Origin of the sequence: Peribacillus sp. FSL E2-0218 (genome assembly GCF_037992945.1) — a bacterium.
In the GTDB taxonomy this organism is placed as follows: Bacteria; Bacillota; Bacilli; order Bacillales; family DSM-1321; genus Peribacillus; species Peribacillus simplex_B.
In genome coordinates this window covers 3,487,704-3,510,407 of sequence record NZ_CP150304.1, presented here as the reverse complement: position 1 = coordinate 3,510,407, position 22,704 = coordinate 3,487,704, and the positions used below count along the sequence as shown (strand labels likewise).

General features: G+C 46.3%; 20 protein-coding genes. 17 read left to right on the top strand and 3 right to left on the bottom strand.

Features of this window, described 5'->3' with window-relative positions; genetic code table 11:
• Window positions 1–75: 75 nt before the first annotated feature.
• Window positions 76–921 (bottom strand): neutral zinc metallopeptidase, encoded by an 846-nt coding sequence (locus MHI53_RS16875; protein WP_061143465.1) that lies wholly within the window; start codon window positions 919–921, stop codon window positions 76–78.
• A 294-nt stretch (window positions 922–1,215) separates the two neighbouring features.
• On the opposite strand from MHI53_RS16875, the gene safA reads away from it, so the two are divergent.
• From safA to yajC, 10 genes are all read left to right on the top strand, one after another.
• Entirely contained in the window at window positions 1,216–3,516 is a 2,301-nt protein-coding gene (gene safA, locus MHI53_RS16870; RefSeq protein WP_340371792.1) for a SafA/ExsA family spore coat assembly protein, read from the top strand.
• A complete protein-coding gene (locus MHI53_RS16865; protein ID WP_340371791.1) occupies window positions 3,506–4,453 on the top strand; it encodes a phosphotransferase in 948 nt (315 codons plus the stop codon). Before safA ends, MHI53_RS16865 begins: the two co-directional genes overlap by 11 nt.
• 101 nt (window positions 4,454–4,554) lie before the next feature.
• Window positions 4,555–5,160 (top strand): YhcN/YlaJ family sporulation lipoprotein, encoded by a 606-nt coding sequence (locus tag MHI53_RS16860; RefSeq protein WP_340371790.1) that lies wholly within the window; start codon window positions 4,555–4,557, stop codon window positions 5,158–5,160.
• 110 nt (window positions 5,161–5,270) lie between these two features.
• Window positions 5,271–5,771 carry an intercompartmental signaling factor BofC gene (locus tag MHI53_RS16855; protein WP_061143726.1) on the top strand — a complete coding sequence of 167 codons (501 nt, stop codon included), beginning with the start codon at window positions 5,271–5,273 and terminating at the stop codon, window positions 5,769–5,771.
• Window positions 5,772–6,141: 370 nt separating this feature from the next.
• Complete coding sequence (ruvA, locus tag MHI53_RS16850) at window positions 6,142–6,756, top strand: Holliday junction branch migration protein RuvA (RefSeq protein ID WP_061143725.1); 615 nt, start codon at window positions 6,142–6,144, stop codon at window positions 6,754–6,756.
• Between the two features lie 11 nt (window positions 6,757–6,767).
• The gene (ruvB, locus tag MHI53_RS16845; protein WP_340371789.1) at window positions 6,768–7,766 is read left to right on the top strand and encodes a Holliday junction branch migration DNA helicase RuvB; all 999 of its coding nucleotides are present in this window, start codon (window positions 6,768–6,770) and stop codon (window positions 7,764–7,766) included.
• A complete protein-coding gene (locus tag MHI53_RS16840) occupies window positions 7,763–7,969 on the top strand; it encodes a DUF2905 domain-containing protein (RefSeq protein WP_340371788.1) in 207 nt (68 codons plus the stop codon). The genes ruvB and MHI53_RS16840 overlap by 4 nt, the downstream gene beginning before the upstream one ends.
• Window positions 7,970–8,007: 38 nt before the next feature.
• Window positions 8,008–9,036 (top strand): tRNA preQ1(34) S-adenosylmethionine ribosyltransferase-isomerase QueA, encoded by a 1,029-nt coding sequence (gene queA / locus MHI53_RS16835; protein WP_340371787.1) that lies wholly within the window; start codon window positions 8,008–8,010, stop codon window positions 9,034–9,036.
• Between the two features lie 36 nt (window positions 9,037–9,072).
• Window positions 9,073–10,212, top strand: coding sequence for a tRNA guanosine(34) transglycosylase Tgt (tgt, locus tag MHI53_RS16830; protein ID WP_061143721.1), 1,140 nt, complete (start codon window positions 9,073–9,075; stop codon window positions 10,210–10,212).
• A 41-nt stretch (window positions 10,213–10,253) separates the two neighbouring features.
• Window positions 10,254–10,535: a preprotein translocase subunit YajC gene (gene yajC, locus MHI53_RS16825; protein ID WP_061143720.1), complete on the top strand. Its 282-nt coding sequence runs from the start codon at window positions 10,254–10,256 to the stop codon at window positions 10,533–10,535.
• Between the two features lie 294 nt (window positions 10,536–10,829).
• Here yajC and MHI53_RS16820 read toward each other — a convergent pair whose 3' ends face one another.
• Window positions 10,830–11,201: a TIGR04086 family membrane protein gene (locus MHI53_RS16820; RefSeq protein ID WP_185113134.1), complete on the bottom strand. Its 372-nt coding sequence runs from the start codon at window positions 11,199–11,201 to the stop codon at window positions 10,830–10,832.
• Between the two features lie 192 nt (window positions 11,202–11,393).
• Here MHI53_RS16820 and MHI53_RS16815 point away from each other — a divergent pair, with 192 nt between their 5' ends.
• Complete coding sequence (locus MHI53_RS16815) at window positions 11,394–12,053, top strand: DUF421 domain-containing protein (RefSeq protein WP_232732479.1); 660 nt, start codon at window positions 11,394–11,396, stop codon at window positions 12,051–12,053.
• 29 nt (window positions 12,054–12,082) lie between these two features.
• Here the strand turns inward: MHI53_RS16815 and spoVB are convergent, their stop codons facing one another.
• On the bottom strand, window positions 12,083–13,645 hold the full coding sequence (spoVB, locus tag MHI53_RS16810) for a stage V sporulation protein B (protein ID WP_340371786.1): 1,563 nt from the start codon (window positions 13,643–13,645) through the stop codon (window positions 12,083–12,085).
• Between the two features lie 169 nt (window positions 13,646–13,814).
• Here spoVB and MHI53_RS16805 point away from each other — a divergent pair, with 169 nt between their 5' ends.
• The 6 genes from MHI53_RS16805 to dtd all read left to right on the top strand — a co-directional run bounded on the left by MHI53_RS16805 (window position 13,815) and on the right by dtd (window position 22,685).
• Complete coding sequence (locus MHI53_RS16805; RefSeq protein ID WP_061143716.1) at window positions 13,815–14,120, top strand: post-transcriptional regulator; 306 nt, start codon at window positions 13,815–13,817, stop codon at window positions 14,118–14,120.
• A gap of 200 nt (window positions 14,121–14,320) precedes the next feature.
• Window positions 14,321–16,582: a protein translocase subunit SecDF gene (gene secDF, locus MHI53_RS16800; RefSeq protein ID WP_340371785.1), complete on the top strand. Its 2,262-nt coding sequence runs from the start codon at window positions 14,321–14,323 to the stop codon at window positions 16,580–16,582.
• A 249-nt stretch (window positions 16,583–16,831) separates the two neighbouring features.
• Window positions 16,832–19,207: a single-stranded-DNA-specific exonuclease RecJ gene (gene recJ / locus MHI53_RS16795; protein WP_340371784.1), complete on the top strand. Its 2,376-nt coding sequence runs from the start codon at window positions 16,832–16,834 to the stop codon at window positions 19,205–19,207.
• Entirely contained in the window at window positions 19,198–19,710 is a 513-nt protein-coding gene (locus tag MHI53_RS16790) for an adenine phosphoribosyltransferase (RefSeq protein ID WP_064462123.1), read from the top strand. The genes recJ and MHI53_RS16790 overlap by 10 nt, the downstream gene beginning before the upstream one ends.
• Before the next feature lie 318 nt (window positions 19,711–20,028).
• Complete coding sequence (locus MHI53_RS16785) at window positions 20,029–22,227, top strand: bifunctional (p)ppGpp synthetase/guanosine-3',5'-bis(diphosphate) 3'-pyrophosphohydrolase (protein ID WP_061143711.1); 2,199 nt, start codon at window positions 20,029–20,031, stop codon at window positions 22,225–22,227.
• 14 nt (window positions 22,228–22,241) lie between these two features.
• Complete coding sequence (gene dtd, locus MHI53_RS16780) at window positions 22,242–22,685, top strand: D-aminoacyl-tRNA deacylase (RefSeq protein ID WP_061143710.1); 444 nt, start codon at window positions 22,242–22,244, stop codon at window positions 22,683–22,685.
• Window positions 22,686–22,704: the final 19 nt, after the last annotated feature.

Genomic DNA, 22,704 nt, shown 5'->3' with positions numbered 1-22,704 from the left:
CTCCAGGCTTATTGGACATTGGAAAAAGGGGGCCCTTGCAGCCCCCTTTTTATGTATTGCCCGTATTGATTGCCATTAAAGATTTTTTGCTTCAAACGTATTGCCTTCATTCATATTTCCGGATTCGAACCCCTTATTGAACCAACGTTTTCGCTGTTCGGACGTACCGTGTGTGAAGCTGTCGGGAACTGCGTAGCCTTGTGCTTTTTTCTGGATGGAGTCATCCCCCACGCCGCTGGCTGCATTCAAAGCCTCATCAAGATCGCCTTTCTCAAGTAAATTCTCCCCCTGGACATGATGTGCCCACACCCCAGCTAAATAATCGGCCTGTAATTCAAGGCGGACAGAATATTTATTATATTCGGTTTCACTAACCTTGGAACGATCCGGCATAACCTTTTCCGTTGTTCCCAATAATGTCTGGACGTGGTGCCCGACTTCATGAGCAATCACATAGGCCATGGCAAAATCCCCTGGTGCCTGGAATTCTTCCTTTAACTCCTGATAAAAACTGAGATCGATATATAGCTTCTTATCGCCTGGACAATAAAACGGTCCCACTGATGAACCTGCGATCCCGCATGCCGATTGCACGCTTCCTGAGTACAGGACAAGAGTCGGTTCTTCATAATTCAGGCCGTTTTCCCGGAATTCCTCAGTCCAGACCCGCTCCGTATCTGCCAGGACGACCGACACAAACTGTGCAAGTTCCTTTTCTTCATCACTTTCCACATAAGTGCCGCCGCTTCCAGGATTAGGTGAAGTCAAGCCGCCCAGTAAATCGCTTGGGTTGCCTCCAAGCAGCGTAACGATCAAGACGATGATTAAGCCGACCCCGCCACCGATGCCTGCCATCCCTTTGCCGCTCATTCCCCTTTTGTCCTCGACGTTCGAACTGCCCTGTCGTCCCTTCCATTTCATTAACATTCCTCCCAGTAAAAATATAAGTGCCAGATATAGCTTAAGCCATCTACTTTCTTATACCCGGAATTCCTTGAATTTAGACTGGACCTTAAAGAAAGGCGGCTTAGGAAGAAGGGGTGAACTGTTTTTCGTGCTTATTTCTTCGCCGAGAAAGTGGGCATCGGTGCGCCTAAATCATTGATCCAATCATAAAAGGCCATTTTGAAGCATAAGTTTTCATGATAAAAATAATAGCAATTCACCCACTACATCATAGTATATATGGACATATGCACAGGAGGGGTTATCAGCGTGAAAATTCATATAGTCCAAAAAGGCGATACACTTTGGAAACTCGCCAAAAAATACGGCGTCAGTTTTGAAGAACTTAAAAAAGTGAACGCTCAATTAAGCAACCCGGACATGATGATGCCGGGAATGAAAATTAAAATACCAGGGACAACCGGAGCAGTAATAAAAGAAACGATTAAACCCAACATTCATATGGGAGTGAAAGAATCCCAGATTCAACAGTATCCAGCTCAGCCGGCACCTATGAAAGAGCAGCAAATGATGCAACCGCCAGTCAAAGAACAGCCAAAGTATCAGCCACCGATGAAGGAACAGCCAAAGTATCAGCCACCGATGAAAGAACAGCCAAAGTACCAGCCACCGATGAAAGAACAGCCGAAATATCAGCCACCGATGAAAGAACAGCCAAAGCCAATCGTGAAAGAAAAGCAAATAATCGTTCCAAAAGAAGTCCAGGTACCGACACCAGTGATTCCTGAGGTCGATATCAATAATTATTATATGGTCAACATGACCAATATGAGTGTGCAAAAGCCCCCTGCACCGCCGCCATTACCGAAGAAAGAAGAGCCGGTCGCTAAAAAGAAAAAGAAGAAGAAGCCAGACGTATCGCCAAGTCATGAATATTGTGAGCCTGTGGATGATTGCATTCCAATGACGCCAATCATGCCAGGAACCGGCTATAGCATGCAGCCTCCGCCATGGGCGCATATGCCGATGCAGGGGATGCAAGCCCCTTATCATGGCGGCTATGGGAACCAGGAAACACAAGGCTATCAAATGATGGATGAAAGCTCCGAGATCTGGGGGGAATCTCCTGACATGCAATCGATGGGGCCGCAAGGGTATGTTCAAGGTGCAAGCATGAATCCATACAATCAGCAACAACACTATCCATATCAAGCATCTGCGCCGATGCCGCACCATTTTTATGGGGGGATGATGGGGCAGCAGCATCAAGTAGCGGGCTCATATATGCAACAAGACCATGAGTCACCAAGCGAATCGCCATACAATCATCATAATCACCCGCAACAGTCTGAAGATGAAGAAGATTGTGGCTGTAATAAGGGGTTGCTTGGAACGTATGGGCCGGAAGTGAAGGGGCAGTATCAACCCGGTCAATCAATGAACGCCTATGAGCATCACCATCCTGATTATCATCAATATCAATCCGATCAATCACAGCCGCAATACCATGATCCGAATTTAGGGGCCTATCCACAGATGGGCAATCCGATGCAATATCAATATGAAACAGAGTCAGCTGAATCAGATCAAGCCCAACAAAATCAACCCTTCGTAATGCCAGGCCAAAACGGAGGTCAGCCTGGCATGATGATGGGAGGCCAAAATGGAGGCCAGCCCGGGATGATGGGAGGCCAAAATGGAGGCCAGCCCGGGATGATGGGAGGCCAAAATGGAGGCCAGCCCGGCATGATGATGGGAGGCCAAAATGGAGGCCAGCCCGGGATGATGGGAGGCCAAAACGGAGGCCAGCCCGGCATGATGATGGGCCAAAACGGAGGTCAGCCCGGCATGATGATGGGAGGTCAAAATGGAGGTCAGCCCGGGATGATGGGAGGCCAAAATGGAGGCCAGCCTGGGATGATGGGAGGCCAAAACGGAGGCCAGCCCGGCATGATGGGAGGCCAAAATGGAGGTCAGCCCGGCATGATGATGGGAGGTCAAAATGGAGGTCAGCCCGGCATGATGATGGGAGGCCAAAATGGAGGTCAGCCCGGGATGATGGGAGGCCAAAATGGAGGTCAGCCTGGCATGATGATGGGAGGCCAAAATGGAGGTCAGCCTGGCATGATGATGGGAGGTCAAAATGGAGGCCAGCCTGGGATGATGGGAGGCCAAAATGGAGGCCAGCCCGGGATGATGGGAGGCCAAAATGGAGGTCAGCCCGGCATGATGGGAGGCCAAAATGGAGGTCAGCCCGGGATGATGGGAGGCCAAAATGGAGGTCAGCCTGGCATGATGATGGGAGGCCAAAATGGAGGTCAGCCCGGCATGATGATGGGAGGCCAAAATGGAGGTCAGCCCGGCATGATGGGAGGCCAAAACGGAGGTCAGCCTGGCATGATGATGGGAGGCCAAAATGGAGGCCAGCCCGGGATGATGATGGGCGGCCAAAACGGAGGTCGGCCCGGCATGATGCGCGGTCAGCTTGGCGGACATCCGGAAGCAATGTTACCTGGACAAATGGGTGGCCAACCAGGCCAATTCGGGGGCGTTCGTGCGCCTGAAACATTTGGGATCCCGACATATGTAGATGAAAGCGATGACTACTAATTATCATGGAGACAGTGTTTTTAACACTCGTCTCCTCTCTTATTTAAATCGTAAGCCAAAGAGTGTCCATCATCTTCAAAGCAGTGTTTATTTAATTACTTTTGAAAAGGGCCATCCATTGATCCTTAAAGGATTCGACAGTTTTGAAAAGTGGGATCGGCAACGAGAATTGACAACTTTGTTAAGGCAAAAGGGATTTGATCAAACGTATTATATCCACCAGAATTTAATGCCCTTTCAATTCAAAGGGAAATGGTATGGCAGTATGGACTATTTTCCACCCAGCAAGAAGAAATTTCGCTTTTCCCATCATAAGGACCGCTTGGAGGGGATAAAGTTATTGGAAAGTTTCCATGATGTATCTGAAAACCTTTCAGTAAAAGCTCCTATATTCGATCAAGCAAAAAAATGGAGGGAACGGCTATCTCTATTTAAAAAGAATTTTACTTATGTTCGTCAATATGTTTCAGAAGATATCGTCAAGGATTGGATAAGATGGGGGGAATGGGCATTAGAGGGATTCGAAAAAAACCAGTCTTTATGGAATCAAGAGAAAAAAGTCATCATCCATGGAGATTGTGCCCACCATAATTTCTTGCGCAAAGCAGACGGCACATTGACTTTGATTGATTTTGACTTGATGGCAATTGCTCCGCGGTGCATTGATTATTTACAATACGCAAACCGGATATCCCATCATTTAGGTGATGCAGCAACGGACCTGTGGCAAGTGCCGCAGCTGCAAAAATATGAGTCAGACCTCGCCTTTTTATTTGCTTTAACCTATCCGACGGATATTTTCCGAGAGTGGAACCGCCTTAATAAAAGCTCATCCCAGTTACATTCCGTCTGGAAACTGACTGTCGAAGGTTTTTCTGAGCGGATGGAAATGAATGAAAAGTTGGCGAAGAAGATTTCTTCCCTGAATAGGAAATAACCCGGTTTTTTGGCCATAACTAACTGAGTACAAACGCCGACAGACACCCATGCTAACTATGAGCGAATGATAGCTCATTAATTACCATGGGAGGGTCATAGGTGCGGAAATTGAAATGGGCAGTGCCGCTTTATACTGTATTGGCCGCCGTTGGTCTGGTTGGATGCGCCAATAATGATACAGCGGAGAACGAGAACTTCACGGATGAAACCGGATACCATTCCACTGAAAAAGATCAGTTAGTACGGAACATAAATTATCAGCATATGACGCAAGGACTGTATGATAAAGATGATGCATACAGTAAGCGTGATCGAAATTATCATGGTCATGAAAGTAAGCCGCTTCGGGCCAAATCATCCTATTATAATGCGTATGAAGGCAATTTGGCAGACCGAGTCAATCGGGTTGCAAATAGCGTGGATCCGGTCGTTGATGCCAGGGCTGTCATCATGAAAAATGAAATGCTTGTTGCACTGCTGCTTGATGACTACAGCCAAGCTGGGGAAATCAAAGAAATAGTGAAACAAAAAATCGGACCGCTATCTCAAGGAAGGACCTTATATGTGACCACCGATGAAGGGGTCTATTACCGGACGATGACACTGGATAACAATCTTCGTGATGGCGATACAAGGGACTTGATCATTCAGGATGCGAATGATATGTTCGATAATCTTAATATTCATGAAAATCACTTGAAATGATGCATGGGCTGACCGCGATTGTGGGGTCAGTCTTTTTGATTTTTTCTGGTTAATAAACGTTGTTTGGGGTCAAACTATTTAAAAAGTAAACGCCTTAAGAGGTGAGTATATTGACTAAACAACTAAGGATTCAATTATTCCTGACCCTATTAATCATGCCATTTTGCTTAACCGTTTTTGCGGAAGAATCTGTGCAAAAGGAAAATGACCCGATCGAAAGGAAGGTCATTTTGCAGCGTATGTACTTGGATGGTGAACTGAGCGAGGAGAAATTGACCGAAACAATTTGGTCGATGGAGGATTTTTGGTCCAAATATGAAGGCTGGAAAGTGGTCGACCAAAATGAAGAACAGATCGTTCTTAAGAAAATTGAAAATGATATCTCGCCGCTATTGAAAGCGAATGGTTATCTCGGGATGCGGGAGGATGGAACGTTGTCCATTTTTATCGGAAGGCCTGAGCATGCCAAAATCATTCATACTTTTTACCAATTGGATGTTGGGAAACTTGAAGTTTATAAGCAGGAGGAATTGCAAAAGGGGATTCCGATCATGAATAAAGACCAATATAAACAGCTCATAAAAGAATACGAACCTTATTCGTTAAACTAGGCTGGGATTCTCCGCCTTCAGACAGTAGGCAACCTCGATAATAGTTTATGGAGGTTGCCTACTGTCTTTTTTAAGTTTTGACAATACTATTTCCATCAACTCATCGTGAACCCGACCCAAATTCGATGCAAGGCCGAAAATGGCGGTACCTGCCCCAACCACTTTGCACATCAGTTTCAACATATAAAAAGAACGCCTTGAGGTGTTTGTAGCCTCAGCCAGATGCTTTCACTCGACTTTGTTTTAAAGGGTGGTCGCAGCATTCGTAGATCTTGTGAAAGACTTTGCTGTTTATGAAATAACTTTCTATGAACAACCATCCGTTTTATGATAAAATGAGAGGTACAGCAAAATCAGGGAGAGAATTAATTTGTATGATTATATAAAAGGCAGGGTCGATTATATCGGACCTGAATACATAGTCGTGGAAAATGGGGGGATCGGATATCAAGTGATGACGCCGAATCCTTTTATTTTTTCCGCCCAATATCAGAAGGATATCCAAGTTTTTTTGTATCACTATGTGCGTGAAGATTTGGTTGCCTTATATGGCTTTCAGAATCGTCAAGAAAAGGCTTTATTCACGAAGCTATTGAATGTAACCGGAATCGGGCCGAAGGGGGCACTTGCCATACTGGCGTCAGGTCAGGTCGATCAGGTGGTGCAGGCGATCGAAAATGAAGATGAATCGTTTTTGGTGAAATTCCCGGGAGTCGGTAAGAAAACGGCAAGACAGATGATTCTGGATTTAAAAGGGAAATTGGAGAACATCATACCGGATGCGTTTCCAAGCTTGTTCAACGAAGGCGTCACGGCTGCTTCCAGCCCAAATGGTTACACGGAGGAATTGGATGAAGCGATGCTTGCCTTGAAGGCACTTGGTTATTCGGAAAAGGAAATTCAAAAGGTTGCCAAGAAATTGCAGACGGAAGATATGACGACCGAACAATATATTAAGAAAGCATTGCAATTGATGCTAAGATAAGGAGTGGCGCAATGGAGGAGAGAATATTCAATCAGGAAGCCGATTTGAACGAACTGTCCTTTGAACAAAGCCTGCGGCCGCAAAACTTAAAGCAATATATTGGACAGGATAAAGTGAAAGCCAACTTGGGTGTATATATCGAAGCGGCAAGGATGCGGGAAGAAACGCTCGACCATGTCCTTTTATACGGGCCGCCTGGCCTGGGGAAAACGACGCTTGCGGTCATCATCGCTAACGAAATGGGTGTCAACATCCGCACGACTTCCGGACCCGCCATCGAGCGGCCGGGAGATTTGGCGGCCATTTTGAGTGCGCTTGAACCCGGTGATGTGCTATTCATAGATGAGATTCACCGTCTGCCCCGTGTGGTCGAGGAAGTGCTGTATCCGGCGATGGAGGATTTCTGTCTCGATATCGTGGTCGGCAAAGGCCCGGAGGCACGCTCGATCAGGATCGACCTGCCGCCGTTCACACTCGTGGGGGCAACGACTCGTGCCGGTTCATTGTCTGCGCCGCTTAGGGACCGTTTTGGTGTTTTGAGCCGACTTGAATATTATACGGAAAACCATCTGACGGATATCATCATTCGTACCTCCAGAATCATGGATACGGAAATGGATGATCAGGCAGCTGCAGAGCTTGCGAGAAGATCGCGGGGCACCCCGAGGATTGCCAACCGGCTTTTACGGAGGGTCAGGGATTTCGCCCAGGTTCGGGGAGATGGCACGATAACGGCAGGGCTTGCCGATTATGCACTCGAATTAATGCAGGTGGACCGTTTAGGACTCGATCATATTGACCATAAATTACTTAAAGGGATCATCGAAAAATTCCGCGGCGGGCCCGTTGGTCTGGAGACGATTGCCGCCACGATTGGCGAGGAAGCACATACGATCGAAGATGTGTATGAGCCCTATCTGCTGCAGGTCGGTTTTCTTCAGCGTACCCCAAGGGGACGTATCACCACACAGCTCGTTTACGAGCACTTCGGGATTGTGATGCCTGAATGATGAATATACCTAAAATGGTGATGATACTCGGCGTAATCATATTCGTGATCGGTTTTGCGATGAAGTATATCCATCTTGGCAGGCTGCCGGGAGATATCTTCCTCAAAAAAGGCAATACGACGTTTTATTTTCCGATCGTGACATCGATCATCATCAGTATCGTGTTGTCCGCTATATTTTATTTGATTGGCCGTTTTAAATAATGATTACAGCTTGATAGACAGGTAAGGAAGTGGAATAGATGAAATTGGATATGTTTGATTTTCATTTACCGGAGGAACTGATTGCCCAAGTTCCTTTGGAAGATAGGGAAGCTAGTCGGTTGATGGTGCTGGACAAGGAATCGGGCAAGATCGAGCATGATGTCTTCAGCCATATCACTGAATATATCAAACCGGGAGATTGCCTTGTGTTGAATGATACGAGGGTGCTGCCGGCACGACTATATGGAAGCAAGGAAGAAACGGGTGCAAAGGTTGAAGTTTTACTGCTCAAGCAAGAGCATGATGATGTTTGGGAAACCCTTGTAAAGCCCGCCAAGCGTATAAAAGAAGGTTCGACAATCGTCTTTGGTGATGGTAAGCTAAGTGCCGTCTGTACAGGCGTACTTGAGCATGGAGGCCGTATCCTGGAGTTTCAATATGAAGGTATTTTTTATGAAATACTGGATAAGCTCGGGGAAATGCCGCTGCCTCCGTATATTAAGGAGCAGCTTGACGACCAGGATCGATATCAAACGGTCTACGCGCGTGAACGTGGATCGGCAGCCGCCCCGACGGCCGGGCTGCACTTTACCGAGCAGTTGCTCGAGAAGCTGAAAGCGATGGGTGTTCATATCGCCTTCATCACGCTTCATGTCGGGCTTGGCACGTTCCGTCCCGTCAGTGTGGACGATATCGACAGCCATGAAATGCATTCCGAATTTTATCAAATGACGGAAGGCACGGCGCGTTTGCTTAATGAAGTGAAAGGAAACGGTGGGAGAATCATTACGGTCGGTACAACGTCCACAAGGACATTGGAGACGATCGCGTCCGGTAATGATGGGGTCTTCAAGGAGGTTAGTGGCTGGACGAGCATCTTCATTTACCCTGGTTATGAGTTTAAGGGGATCGATGCGATGATTACGAACTTCCATTTACCGAAATCGACTTTAATCATGCTTATTTCTGCATTAGCTGGCAGGGAGCATGTCCTTCATGCCTATGAAACGGCAGTGGAAGAAAAATACAGGTTCTTTAGTTTTGGAGATGCAATGTTAATTAAGTAATATAAGAGTGATAAGCTCTTGAAGGGAGTTATTGCGTTGACAGCAATACGATATGAGTTAATCAAAACATGTAAACAGACAGGGGCACGGCTGGGCCGGGTCCATACGCCGCATGGTTCATTTGAAACGCCGGCGTTCATGCCGGTAGGGACGCTTGCTACTGTCAAAACGATGTCCCCGGAAGATCTGAAACAGATGGGGGCAGGCATCATCCTCAGCAATACGTACCATCTATGGCTGCGTCCTGGGCATGAGATCATCAAGGAAGCCGGTGGATTGCATAAGTTCATGAACTGGGATCGGGCGATTTTGACGGATTCCGGTGGCTTCCAAGTCTTCAGTTTGAGCGAGTTCCGCAAAATTGAGGAAGAGGGCGTACATTTCAGGAACCATCTCAATGGCGATAAACTATTTTTATCTCCTGAAAAAGCGATGGAAATCCAAAATGCACTTGGCTCCGATATCATGATGGCATTTGATGAATGTCCGCCATTCCCGGCAACCGAGGAGTATATGAAGAAGTCGGTGGAACGGACATCACGCTGGGCTGAACGCTGCTTGAATGCCCATGAGCGTCCGAACGATCAAGGGCTGTTCGGGATCGTTCAAGGCGGGGAGTTCGAAAACCTTCGTAAACAAAGTGCAAAAGACCTTGTTTCACTCGATTTTCCGGGTTATGCTATTGGAGGGCTATCCGTCGGGGAACCGAAGGATATCATGAACCGCGTACTGGAGTTTACAAGTCCGTTGCTGCCAACCAATAAACCGCGTTACCTGATGGGCGTAGGCTCGCCGGATTCCTTGATCGATGGGGCCATCCGCGGTGTCGACATGTTTGACTGTGTATTGCCGACGCGAATCGCGCGTAACGGTACACTGATGACAAGCAATGGCCGCCTAGTCGTGAAAAATGCAAAGTATGCACGCGACTTTGGACCTATCGACGAAAATTGCGATTGTCATGTCTGCAAGAATTATAGCCGGGCATATATCCGCCATTTGATTAAATGTGAAGAAACTTTTGGGATTCGTCTTACGACTTATCATAACCTGCATTTTCTGTTAAACTTGATGGAACAGGTCAGACAAGCCATTCGAGAAGATCGTCTTGGAGACTTTAGGGAAGAGTTTTTCGAGCAGTATGGTTTCAATAAACCGAATGCGAGAAACTTCTAATTCCATAAATATTTTAATGAGCGAAAGGAGTGAATCTACAAATGGCAATAACTCAAATACTTCCATTAATTTTAATGTTCGTATTGTTCTATTTCTTATTGATCCGTCCGCAGCAAAAACGCCAAAAGGCTACACAAAGCATGCAAAGCAGCTTGAAAAAAGGTGATAAGGTTGCAACGATCGGCGGCATGCACGGAACAATCGATGCAATCGATGAATTGCAAATCGTCATAAAGTCACCAGATGGTACTAAATTGACATTCGACCGTGCTGCAATCCGTGAAATTACGGAAAGTGCACCAAATAAAGAAGTATCGATTTAATAATGAAAACCGGCCCGTGTGGCCGGTTCCGACTGTAGACAAACTCGATGAAAATGGAGTTTGTCTACAGTTTTTTTGTTGTAATTGAACGTTAATTTCCACTGGAGGCACTGGCATATCCCGGTGGAGGCTCGGCTCAACATTATAGGGAAATAAATTAGCCAGTGTTTTTGAGGTTTAAGCATAAAGCGTTGCAAACACGCGCTTATCAGCGGGCGTTCAGGGAAGCCTCCTCGGCGCGATTTTTCTCAACAAATGAAAACCGGGCAAGGATGCCCGGTTTCGTTTGTTTTTTTAATGGGTGCGTGAGTCGGAGCTCATATTGACCCCAAGCACGCCGCCCATCATGGCCGTGATGACGAAACAGCCATAATAGATCCATTGCTTGATGGTGAAGAGTGCGTCATGACCCAAGTATTGAAAAAGGAACACGATCAACAGATAGAGCAAGCCGGTGCTGCCGCCTAAGAATAGACCTTGCTTTTTCCCTTTGCCTCCTGAAATGAATCCACCAATGAACAGCGATAAAAAGGAAACGATCATGACCACGTATGTCAGGGATGATTCCGTCAATGAAGTGAAACGAAGAAGGATGGAAACGATCAAACTTGCAATCATCGCTATGGCAAAGATGGAGCCTACGCCATAAATTACGGCGACACTCATTTTTTTAGTTTCGATGGGTATTCCTCCTTTTTAAAGGCTGATACGTTTTAGCCTGTTTATGTGTTTGTACAAGCATATTCCCCACACGAAGCCTTTAGACCAGGTTTAAGCAGCTTCCGCGAAATTCGAAAAGATTATAGAGTAATTTTTCAATTTCCAAGCCATGCTATGGATGAAGGATGTGTTAGTGAAGTGGATACCTATCTGGCTATTATTTTTAGAACGACGGTGATCTATCTAGTCATCTTATTCCTTTTCCGGATGATGGGTAAGCGGGAAGTCGGGGAGCTGAGCATTCTTGATTTAGTGGTATCCATCATGATAGGGGACATAGCAGTCCTATCCTTTGAAGATTTGGATAAACCATTTTTTCAGCAAATCACCCCGATGTTCGTTCTCGCTTTCATCCAGATCATATTGGCGTTCATATCATTGAAAAGCATCAGGTTTCGGAACATCGTCGACGGTACACCTCAGATTATCATCAATCAAGGGAAAATAGATGAAAAGGCGATGCGTAAGCAACGATATAATTTCGATGATTTATTGACCCAGCTGCGAGAACAAGGAATCAATGATCTGAATGAAGTGCAATTTGCCATTCTCGAATCGTCGGGAAAACTTTCGGTCATTAAAAACACCCAAGGCAAAAGGACGAAAACGAAGGAAACGCCATATCCCCTTATCATTGATGGGAAGATACAGGAAAATAATCTTTATAAAATTGGAAAAAATCAATTTTGGCTTCGACACCAGCTGAAAAAACATGGTGAATCGAAAATCCAGGAGATTTCGATTTGTGGGTACATAGATGGCCAATTTTACATCGATAAAAATGAAACGAAGAAATGAACCGAAGCCTTTTAATGCTTCGGTTCATATTATTTCCAGGCGAACTTCGATAAAAAGCCGCCTACCTTAGGAATCCGGATCAAATCCGCTTTTTTTATGCTGCCGGTCATGAGCAGGAAAAAGGTGAAAAGCAGGATCACGACCGTTACGGACAGCAGCAGCCTTGGTACGAGGGGCTGTGCCGAGAGCGGGGCTTGATACAGATAATAGCCGCCCCAGCCAGAGATTAAAGCAAGAATTAAAGCAGATATATAGCTCCGGAAATGCAACGTGAAGGGTACGACCTTCAGCACGGTGGAAAAATGCAGGAAGGTGACGAGCATCGAACCGACAGCTATACCTACTGCGGCCCCCATGATCCCGAAGCTTTCCTTTGATGCGAGGAGCCAGATCACACCGATTTTGAGAATGTTACCCGCCAGGCTGTTGAACATGGCCGCTTTTGCAAGGTCCAATGCTTGAAGCATGGACTGCAGCGGGAACTGGAAGTAAAAGAGAATGAAGAAAGGTGCCAGGAATTTAATGAAAACGGCGGCATGTGAAGAGCCGTACATGACTTGCAGGATCGGTTCGGCAAAGATGAACAAAATGACGACGGCTAAGCAGCCTGTGATAAATGTGATTTTCAGGGCCTGCTGCAGCCTGTGTTCAACGAGCAGGAAGTTCCCGGTCGTCCGTGCCTCACTGACTGCCGGTACAAGGGCAGTCGCCAATGATGATGTAATGAACGAAGGCAGCATGAGCAGTGGCAGCGCATATCCTGTCAGTTCACCGTATTGGCTCGTGGCTGCGGCTGCGGTGACACCGGCAAGGGCCAAGCTCTGCGCCACCACAATCGGCTCGAAAAACCATGAAAGCGAGCCGATCATCCTGCTTCCGGTGGAAGGAAGCGCAATCCCCATCAATTCCGTGAACGTCCCCTTACCAGACTTCACATTTTTGAAAAAATTCTTCCTGAACTTAAAATGCTTCTTTAGCTTGAAGCTAGTCAAAAGGTAAATGAGGGAGACGAGCTCACCGATTATCGAGGCGAACATCGCTCCGGCTGCCGCATATTCAATCCCATAGGGCAAAAAGGCCTTCGTCAGGACGGCGATGAAGGTGATGCGCGCCACCTGTTCGATCACTTGCGAGAAAGCGAAGGGCTTCATATTTTGCTTGCCTTGGAAATACCCGCGCAGTACCGATGATATCGCGATGATCGGTACGATTGGCGCTATCGCCATCAGGGGCCAGACCGTTCGTGGATCAGTGAATAAGTATTCTGAGAGAACGGGTGCGAACAACAGCATCGCAGGAGTGAAAATCATCGATAGAGCAAAGGTGCAGGCCAAAGAGACGACGAGGATCTTTTTGATTTTCCGTTCGTCACCCCGGGCATTGGCTTCGGCCACAAACTTGGAAATGGCGATCGGCAGCCCCAATTGGGTAATGTTCACGACGAGAAAGAGGGTCGGTAAAGCCATCATATATAAACCAACGCCTTCTTCGCCGATGAAGCGGGCGATGACAATGCGGTTAATGAACCCAAGAACTCTTGTAATCAGGCTTGCGATTAATAATATCAGCGTCCCTTTTAAAAATTTAGACATTGAACTCCCTCCCTGCCTTCTCAAAAAAGCGGTTATGCTATACAATTATCTATATGCTTGTACTTGGACAAAGCATGACAAAAGTGTTTGTTTGCGTTCTGGCAACTGATTGGAGCCCTTTTAAGAAAATGCGCAATCGATAGAGAACATTTTTACTGGAGGCAAAGTGATGGCGAAAATGAATCATCCCTATGAAAGCTATTATGTAAAGGTACGTCCATTCTTGAAGAGCAAGCGCGAGGAATTTCAAATGGTTGGATTGAATGCCGTTACAGAGGAGGATATCTGGGGAACCTTAACGAAAAACAAATGGAAGCGCCCGCAGGAAAACATTCATCTTCACGAGCTTGTCGCCGATATCGTGACATTTTCGAGCAACCAGTTCATGAACTTCCAAATGGTCGAAGCATATAAATCACCAAACTTATTTGAGCCGCTATCCGAGGAGGAATTGAAAGAACTTTTAAAGCAATGACGCAAAGATATACTTAAATTGACAGCTGTTTATAAATGACTCATAATAGATATGGTTATGCTTTTTTTTGGAAAAAAAGCATGGGTAGCTGTGTCTTTTTTTCAGGAAGCAAGGGAAATGCAGGTAGCATATAAACAAAATAAATGACAGGTTTTTAAACTTCAGGAACAGGCGGATTATAGAAAGGGGCCTACTACATAATGGTAAAAAGAAGCAGGATCGTTGCGTTTTTTCTGATCGTTCTTTTGATTTTCGCAGCGATGGGAACGACTTCAAAAGGAATCCTAAAGGATATCAAGCTGGGACTTGATCTTCAAGGCGGTTTTGAAGTGTTATATGAAGTGAAGCCGCTGTCTGGGGAAAAGATCACCCCGGAGGTTTTACGGGCTACAGTAAGCTCACTTGAGCGTCGTGTCAATGTTTTGGGTGTTAGTGAACCTAATATTCAAATCGAAGGGAAAGACCGGATCAGGGTTCAATTGGCCGGGGTTAAAGACCAAAATAACGCTCGTGAAATCCTTTCGACACAAGCTAAATTATCCTTTCGGGATTATAACGATAAGGAAATGATGACCGGTGCGGACCTGAAGGAAGGCGGCGCGAAACAAACGTTCCAAGATAATAAACCGGTCGTAGAAGTCACATTGAAAGATGTGAACAAGTTTAAAGAAATCACGCAAAAAATTTCATCGATGCCAGTACCTACGAATGTTCTTGCCATCTGGCTGGATTTCGAGGAAGGCAAAGATTCCATCAAGGATAAAGCTTCACAAGACAATATGATATCCGCTCCTGCTGTCAGTGAAGTTTTCAATACGAAAAAGGTATACATTACAGGGCAATTCACGGTTGAAGAGGCGAAAGAGCTTGCAGACCTCCTTGATGCCGGTGCACTGCCTGTCGACTTGAAGGAAAAATACTCCACGTCTGTCGGAGCCCAATTTGGTGCAGGCGCACTGAACGATACGATTTTTGCCGGCATCATCGGGATTGCACTCATTTTCATCTTCATGCTCGTTTATTACCGCTTCCCGGGATTCATTGCCGTCGTCACACTGAGCGTCTATATCTTCCTGACGCTGCTGGTCTTCGAGTGGATGAACGCAGTCCTTACTCTTCCAGGTATAGCGGCATTGGTGCTCGGGGTCGGGATGGCCGTCGATGCCAATATCATAACCTATGAGCGGATCAGGGATGAACTGAAGCTTGGCCGTACTGTAAAAGCGGCTTATAAAGAAGGTACGAAAAACTCGCTTAGCACGATCATGGATGCGAACTTGACGACCTTGCTTGCTGCAGCCGTCCTGTTCTATTACGGGACAAGCTCGGTTAAAGGGTTTGCGACGACCTTGATCATCTCGATTTTAATGAGCTTCATCACTGCCGTTTATGGTACGCGTCTATTCATGAGCCTGTGGGTGAAAAGCGGGTTCCTCGACAAACGCACATCATGGTTTGGCGTGAAGAAGAAATATATTCATAACCTAAACGAGAAGATCAATTTAATGTCATTGCCGACACGCTTCGATAAAATCGACTTCGTCAAGCATCGGAAGGCTTTTTATGGCATTTCGATCGGGATTACGATTATCGGGATCATCTTCCTGTTCGTTTTTCGCTTGAATCTGGGAATCGACTTCACAAGCGGAACCCGCATTGAAGTTGCATCTAAGGATGTCCTGACGACTCAACAGGTCGAAACGGAAATGGGCAAGGCCGGCATTGATGTCAATGATATCAAGGATGTCAGACTTGCTGGAAAAGAAAACAAAAATGCTGTCGTCCGGACGGTTGGTGTTCTTGATAAGCAGGAAATCGCTGTTTTGAAGGATCATTTCAAGAAGGATTACGGGGCAGAGCCGAATGTGAGCACCGTATCACCGACGGTAGGGAAAGAGCTTGCGAAAAATGCCATCTTTGCCTTGGCGATCGCCTCACTCGGTATCATCTTGTATGTATCGATACGGTTTGAATGGCGAATGGCTGTACCGGCCGTCGTCGCACTCGTTCATGATGCGTTCTTCATCGTTACGATTTTTAGCTTGCTTCGCCTTGAGGTGGATATCACCTTCATTGCTGCGGTTCTGACAATCGTCGGTTATTCCATCAATGATACGATCGTTACGTTTGACCGGATTCGGGAAAACCTACGTTTCAGCCGTAAAATCAAAACCGTCGAAGAGCTTGAGAATATCGTGAACATCAGTATCAGGCAAACGCTGACGAGATCGATCAATACAGTGCTGACGGTACTCGTTACGGTTATCGCCTTGATGATTTTCGGCAGTGAAGCCATCAGGAACTTTTCGATTGCCCTGTTCATCGGGCTGATATGCGGTGTGTATTCATCGCTATTGATCGCTTCCCAATTCTGGCTTGATCTAAAAATCAGGGAATTGAAGAAGAAAGGTCCGCTAAATACGGCAAAAGAAAAGAAAAAAAGCCTTGAAGGGCAAGTTTAATAAGATCGGGAAGGCTGGCATCATGCCAGCCTTCTTTTTTGATGGCTATTATCGCATACTTTGACGCTTTACTCCGGTCCCGCCTCCGTCTCGCAAACTGCTCCAATCATACGTAAATCGTTTCGTTTTAAAAACAACCATCTTCACGAAAAGAGCTTTCTTTATAAATCTTGGGAATCCCTTGGATTTAAAATAAAATTGAAACCGGCATACTCGTTTTGTATAATAAGTAAATTGAGGGGTGAATTCATGTTAAAGCCAAAAACGCGGTGGAACTTGCGAACTGCCGATGAAAACAAAGTTGCTATACTAGCGGAAGAGCTTCATATCACACCTTTGGTTGCAGCCCTGCTTGTGAATCGAGGCCTGGATACGATCGATAGTGCCCGATCCTTTTTATTTGTAAAAAATCAAACTTTCCATGACCCATTTTTATTGAAAGATATGGATAAAGCCGTATATAGAATAAGAGAAGCGATTCAAAACGGAGAAAAAATAAGGATATTCGGTGATTATGATGCGGATGGAGTGACATCGACCACCGTGATGTTGACGACGCTGATGCGGATGGGAGCCGATGTGGACTTTTATATTCCGAACCGGTTTACGGAGGGCTATGGCCCGAATCCAATGGCGTTCCGCCTGGCGGCTGAGCAAGGAGTGAAGGTATTGATCACCGTCGATACCGGAATTTCGGCAGTCGCCGAAGCGGACCTTGCCGGCGAGCTTGGCATGGACTATATCCTGACCGATCATCATGAACCGGGACCTGTACTGCCCAAGGCATTGGCCATCATCCATCCTAAACTGGAAGAGGGTTCCTATCCTTTTAAAGACCTTGCCGGAGTGGGCGTCGCCTTTAAGCTGGCGCACGCTTTGCTTGGAGAACTGCCTGAGGATTTGCTTGAAATAGCGGCAATCGGTACCATTGCCGATTTAGTGCCTTTAAAAGGGGAGAACCGCCTCATCGCAGCAAAAGGAATTGAGCAGCTGCGTTTGACTGGCCGACCGGGGCTTGTTGCCTTAATGAAAGTGGCGAATGTCCAACAGGAAGCCTTGAATGAGGAATCGATCGGCTTTGCCATGGCTCCTAGGATCAATGCAGTCGGACGGCTTGGCGATGCCGACCCGGCTGTCGATCTATTGATGGCGGCAAACCTTGCGGAAGCGATGGAGCTTGCCAATGAAATCAATGATATCAATAAAGAACGGCAAGCCATGGTCGCTACGATGGCGGAAGAAGCGATCAAGGAAGTCGAGGAAAACTTCCCGCTGGAGTCCAATGGTGTGCTCATCATCGGAAGAGAAGGCTGGAATGCAGGAGTGGTGGGGATCGTCGCCTCCAAACTTGTTGAACGCTTTTACCGTCCCACGATAGTTTTGAGCTATGACCGGGAAAAGGGATTGGCCAAAGGTTCAGCACGGAGCATCGCCGGATTCGATCTTTTCGAAAGCCTTTCATCCTGCCGGGAATTGCTGCCCCATTTTGGCGGACATCCGATGGCAGCCGGAATGACGTTGAAAATGGACGATGTTCAGGAGCTTAGGGACCGCATGAACGTGATCGCGAAGGAACAGCTAACGGAGGAGGACTTCACGCCCATTACTGACCTGGATGGAGCGACGGCCTTGGCAGACGTTTCAATTCAAACGATCCAGGAGATGAGCTTGCTTGCGCCATTTGGGGTGACGAATCCGAAGCCGAGGATTTTGATAGATTCCGTACAGCTTTCAAGCGTCCGCAAAATTGGCGCGAACCAAAATCATTTGAAAGTTCAGCTTGAAGATGGGGACAATCACAAACTGGATGGCGTAGGGTTCGGGCTCGGCCATTTTGTCGATGAAATAGCGCCGCACGCCGAGGTTTCGGTAATTGGGGAGCTATCCATCAATGAATGGAATAATATGAAGAAGCCGCAGATCTTCGTCCAGGATATCTCGGTGGACCATTGGCAGTTATTTGATTATCGCGGGAAGGGGCAGGCGGAAAAATGGCTGGCGGACATTCCCGCTCAAAACCGGAAAATCGTCATGTTCTCGGAGGATATTTATGCGAGGTATCCCTTTTTACAAAATCATCCCGATCTCGTTCATATCAAGAACGGGGAGGATGCCGATGAACTCGATTGCTTCGAGGCGCATGTGGTATTCATGGACATGCCGCCGTTAAGGGATGTACTGAAACGGGTGATAGCCAATAAGAAGCCATCGCGTATTTATGCCCACTTCTCCCATGATCAGGACCATTTCTTAAGTACGATGCCGACAAGGGATCATTTTAAATGGTTTTATGCCTTCCTGGCTAAAAAGGGGCCGCTCGATGTGAAACGGTATGGTGATGACCTGGCGAAATATCGCGGATGGTCCAGAGATACGGTCGATTTCATTTCAAAGGTGTTTTTTGAGCTGGATTTTGTTACAATAGAGAATGGGTTAATTATGCTCACAACCAATGCGAAAAAACGCGATCTCAGTGAATCTGAATCGTTCATAAGAAAGAAAGAGCAATTTGAGCTTGAACAAGAGCTTGTTTATTCTTCCTATCAGCAATTATTCGATTGGTTCAATCTTTATTTAGTTCATGAGGCAACAGACCTTGAGGAGGAAACAAAGCAATGGATTTAAAGCAATATGTAACAATTGTACAAGACTGGCCAAAACCGGGTGTTATCTTCAAAGATATTACGACATTAATGGATAACGGCGCCGCTTATAAATACGCAACAGATCAAATTGTCGAATATGCACGCGATAAGCAAATTGATTTAGTGGTGGGACCGGAAGCACGCGGATTCATCATCGGGTGTCCAGTCGCTTACTCATTGGAAGTGGGATTTGCACCAGTGAGGAAAGAAGGAAAGCTTCCACGTGAAACGATCAAAGTGGAATACGGCCTCGAGTATGGAACGGATGTATTGACGATCCATAAAGATGCGATCAAACCGGGACAACGTGTTTTGATCACCGACGATTTACTTGCCACGGGCGGTACAATCGAGGCGACGATCAAATTGGTCGAGGAGCTTGGCGGAATTGTAGCCGGGATTGCATTCCTTATCGAATTGACTGATTTGGACGGTAAAGATAAATTAGATGGCTATGATGTTTTGACATTGATGAGCTTTTAATAAAAGAAGGGCACTCTGACCAGGGTGCTCTTTTCTGTTTTACGCATGATTTCACTGGATTTTGTCGAATTTCCAGTGAAAAAATGCAGGATTCTAAATAAAATACTCGTTTATCTCTTTACATCCTTGTCTTTTTTTTCGATAATAGTAATATTAAAGAGTTTTCTGCTAATAAGTTATTTGCACTTGTATCCGTTTTTAGCGGATTTATTTTTTTCGCAAAAATTGTCACGTTTTGCAGAATAAAGGGAAGTGCTACCAATCATACTCAATCCGGATCATATCCGGTGGCAGTTAAAGTGGGGTTAAGGTGATTAAATGGCAAATGATCAAATATTGACTGCCGAGCAGGTTGTGGAACGGGCCAGCTTATATCTTCAGCCGGAAGAAGCTGAATTTATTCATAGAGCGTTTAAGTATGCAGAGTTTGCTCACCGAGAACAATTCCGTAAATCGGGAGAGCCGTATATCATTCATCCAATTCAAGTCGCGGGCATTCTCGCTGATCTTGAGATGGATCCGGCAACCATTGCGGCAGGTTTTTTACATGATGTTGTTGAAGACACGGAGGTCACCCTGAAGGATATCGAGGAAAATTTCAGTCCTGAAGTTGCCATGCTCGTGGATGGCGTGACCAAGTTAGGGAAAATCAAGTATAAATCACAGCAAGAGCAGCAGGCGGAGAACCATCGGAAAATGTTCGTGGCGATGGCCCAGGATATTCGCGTCATTTTGATCAAGCTTGCGGACAGGCTGCATAATATGCGGACATTGAAGCATCTGCCGCAGGAAAAGCAAAGACGGATCTCGAACGAGACGTTGGAAATCTTTGCGCCACTCGCGCATCGTCTTGGTATCAGTACGATTAAATGGGAACTGGAAGATACGGCCTTAAGATATTTGAACCCTCAGCAATATTACCGAATCGTCAACCTGATGAAGAAAAAGCGGGCAGAACGTGAAATGTACCTGGAAGAAGTCATTGATGAAGTGCGTAAAAACGTGGAGGAAGTCCATATCAAGGCTGACCTTTCCGGCAGGCCGAAACATATATACAGCATCTATCGCAAAATGGCCTTGCAAAACAAGCAGTTCAGCGAAATTTACGATTTGCTGGCTGTTCGGATCGTCGTCCACAGCATAAAGGATTGCTATGCCGTCCTAGGAATCATCCATACGTGCTGGAAGCCGATGCCTGGCCGGTTCAAGGACTATATCGCCATGCCTAAGCCGAATATGTACCAATCGCTTCACACGACCGTGATCGGACCGAAAGGCGATCCGTTGGAAGTCCAGATCCGCACATCGGATATGCATCGCATTGCCGAATTCGGGGTTGCAGCGCATTGGGCCTATAAAGAAGGCAAAGATGTGGGTGAACAGCCTTCACTAGAAGAGAAATTAACATGGTTCAGGGAAATACTCGAGTTCCAAGATGACGCGACCAATGCCGAGGAATTCATGGAATCCCTTAAGATTGACCTTTTTTCCGATATGGTATTCATTTTCACGCCAAAGGGCGATGTTATCGAACTGCCAGCCGGATCGAACCCGATCGACTTTGCATACCGGATCCACTCCGAAATCGGAAACAAAACGATTGGTGCCAAGGTGAACGGGAAAATGGTGCCGTTGGATTATAAACTCAAGACGGGCGACATCATTGAAATCTTAACGTCCAAGCATTCATATGGTCCAAGTCAGGACTGGCTAAAACTTACCCAAACATCTCAAGCGAAAAACAAGATCCGCCAGTTTTTCAAAAAACAGCGCCGCGAAGAAAATATCGAAAAAGGCAAAGAGCTTGTTGAAAAAGAGATCAAGGATATGGAGTTCGAACTTAAGGAAATCCTGACTCCCGAAAACATTAAGCGTGTTGCTGATAAATTCAACTTCCTGAATGAGGAAGATATGTATGCAGCAGTAGGGTATAACGGAATCACTGCCCTTCAAGTAGTCAACCGCCTCACCGAAAAGTGGCGGAAGCAGAAAATGGTCGAGCAGGAGGCGGATATTTCAGAGGCAGTGGCCGATCTGAAAACATTCTCCAATTCCTCTAAAAAACGCGACTCGGGTGTACAGGTACCGGGGATCGATAACCTGCTTATCCGCTTATCCCGCTGCTGCAATCCAGTTCCTGGTGATGAGATCGTCGGTTATATCACCAAAGGCCGGGGTGTCTCGGTCCATAGGCAGGACTGTCCGAACCTGGAAAGCGGGGATTCCGATCATCGCCTCGTCCCAGTTGAATGGGAAAGCACGATCAACGAGCGGAAGGAATATATCGTCGAAATTGAAATCAGCGGATATGACCGCCGCGGATTATTGAACGAAGTGCTGCAGGCGGTCAATGAAACGAAGACGAACATTTCAGCGGTTTCCGGTAAATCGGACAGAAATAAAGTGGCGACCATTCATATGTCGATTTACATCCATAACATTGCCCACCTGCAGAAGGTCGTCGACCGTATAAAACAAATCTCGGATGTCTATTCCGTTAGAAGGATCATGAACTAAGGAGTTTTCATGCCATGCGTGTAGTTTTACAACGTGCCAAAGCGGCGAAAGTCGTTGTGGCAGACCAAATAATCGGTCAAATTGACAGCGGGCTCGTCCTGTTGGTTGGCATCACCCATGATGATACCATCGAGGATGCCGCCTATTTGGCCGATAAGATTGTCCATCTTCGCATATTCGAAGACGAAAATGAAAAGATGAACCATTCCTTATTGGATGTGGGAGGTTCGATTTTATCCGTTTCTCAATTCACCTTGTATGGCGATTGCCGTAAAGGCCGCCGCCCGAACTTCATGGATGCCGCCCGTCCAGAAGCGGCGAATGAATTATATGAAGCATTTAACGGGATGCTCCGTAAAAAAGGCGTCCATACGGAAACCGGTCAATTTGGTGCCATGATGGATGTCCAGCTTACGAATGATGGACCCGTAACATTAATATTGGAAAGTAAAAAATAACCTGCCGCGGCAGGTTATT

Coding starts and splice junctions, on each gene's coding strand:
- recJ (WP_340371784.1), top strand. CDS start 16,832: ATGTTAAAGCCAAAAACGCGGTGGAACTTGCGAACTGCCGATGAAAAC.
- MHI53_RS16820 (WP_185113134.1), bottom strand. CDS start 11,201: ATGAGTGTCGCCGTAATTTATGGCGTAGGCTCCATCTTTGCCATAGCG.
- MHI53_RS16865 (WP_340371791.1), top strand. CDS start 3,506: ATGACTACTAATTATCATGGAGACAGTGTTTTTAACACTCGTCTCCTC.
- MHI53_RS16785 (WP_061143711.1), top strand. CDS start 20,029: ATGGCAAATGATCAAATATTGACTGCCGAGCAGGTTGTGGAACGGGCC.
- dtd (WP_061143710.1), top strand. CDS start 22,242: ATGCGTGTAGTTTTACAACGTGCCAAAGCGGCGAAAGTCGTTGTGGCA.
- secDF (WP_340371785.1), top strand. CDS start 14,321: ATGGTAAAAAGAAGCAGGATCGTTGCGTTTTTTCTGATCGTTCTTTTG.
- MHI53_RS16875 (WP_061143465.1), bottom strand. CDS start 921: ATGAAATGGAAGGGACGACAGGGCAGTTCGAACGTCGAGGACAAAAGG.
- MHI53_RS16805 (WP_061143716.1), top strand. CDS start 13,815: ATGGCGAAAATGAATCATCCCTATGAAAGCTATTATGTAAAGGTACGT.
- yajC (WP_061143720.1), top strand. CDS start 10,254: ATGGCAATAACTCAAATACTTCCATTAATTTTAATGTTCGTATTGTTC.
- MHI53_RS16840 (WP_340371788.1), top strand. CDS start 7,763: ATGATGAATATACCTAAAATGGTGATGATACTCGGCGTAATCATATTC.
- queA (WP_340371787.1), top strand. CDS start 8,008: ATGAAATTGGATATGTTTGATTTTCATTTACCGGAGGAACTGATTGCC.
- MHI53_RS16790 (WP_064462123.1), top strand. CDS start 19,198: ATGGATTTAAAGCAATATGTAACAATTGTACAAGACTGGCCAAAACCG.
- ruvB (WP_340371789.1), top strand. CDS start 6,768: ATGGAGGAGAGAATATTCAATCAGGAAGCCGATTTGAACGAACTGTCC.
- spoVB (WP_340371786.1), bottom strand. CDS start 13,645: ATGTCTAAATTTTTAAAAGGGACGCTGATATTATTAATCGCAAGCCTG.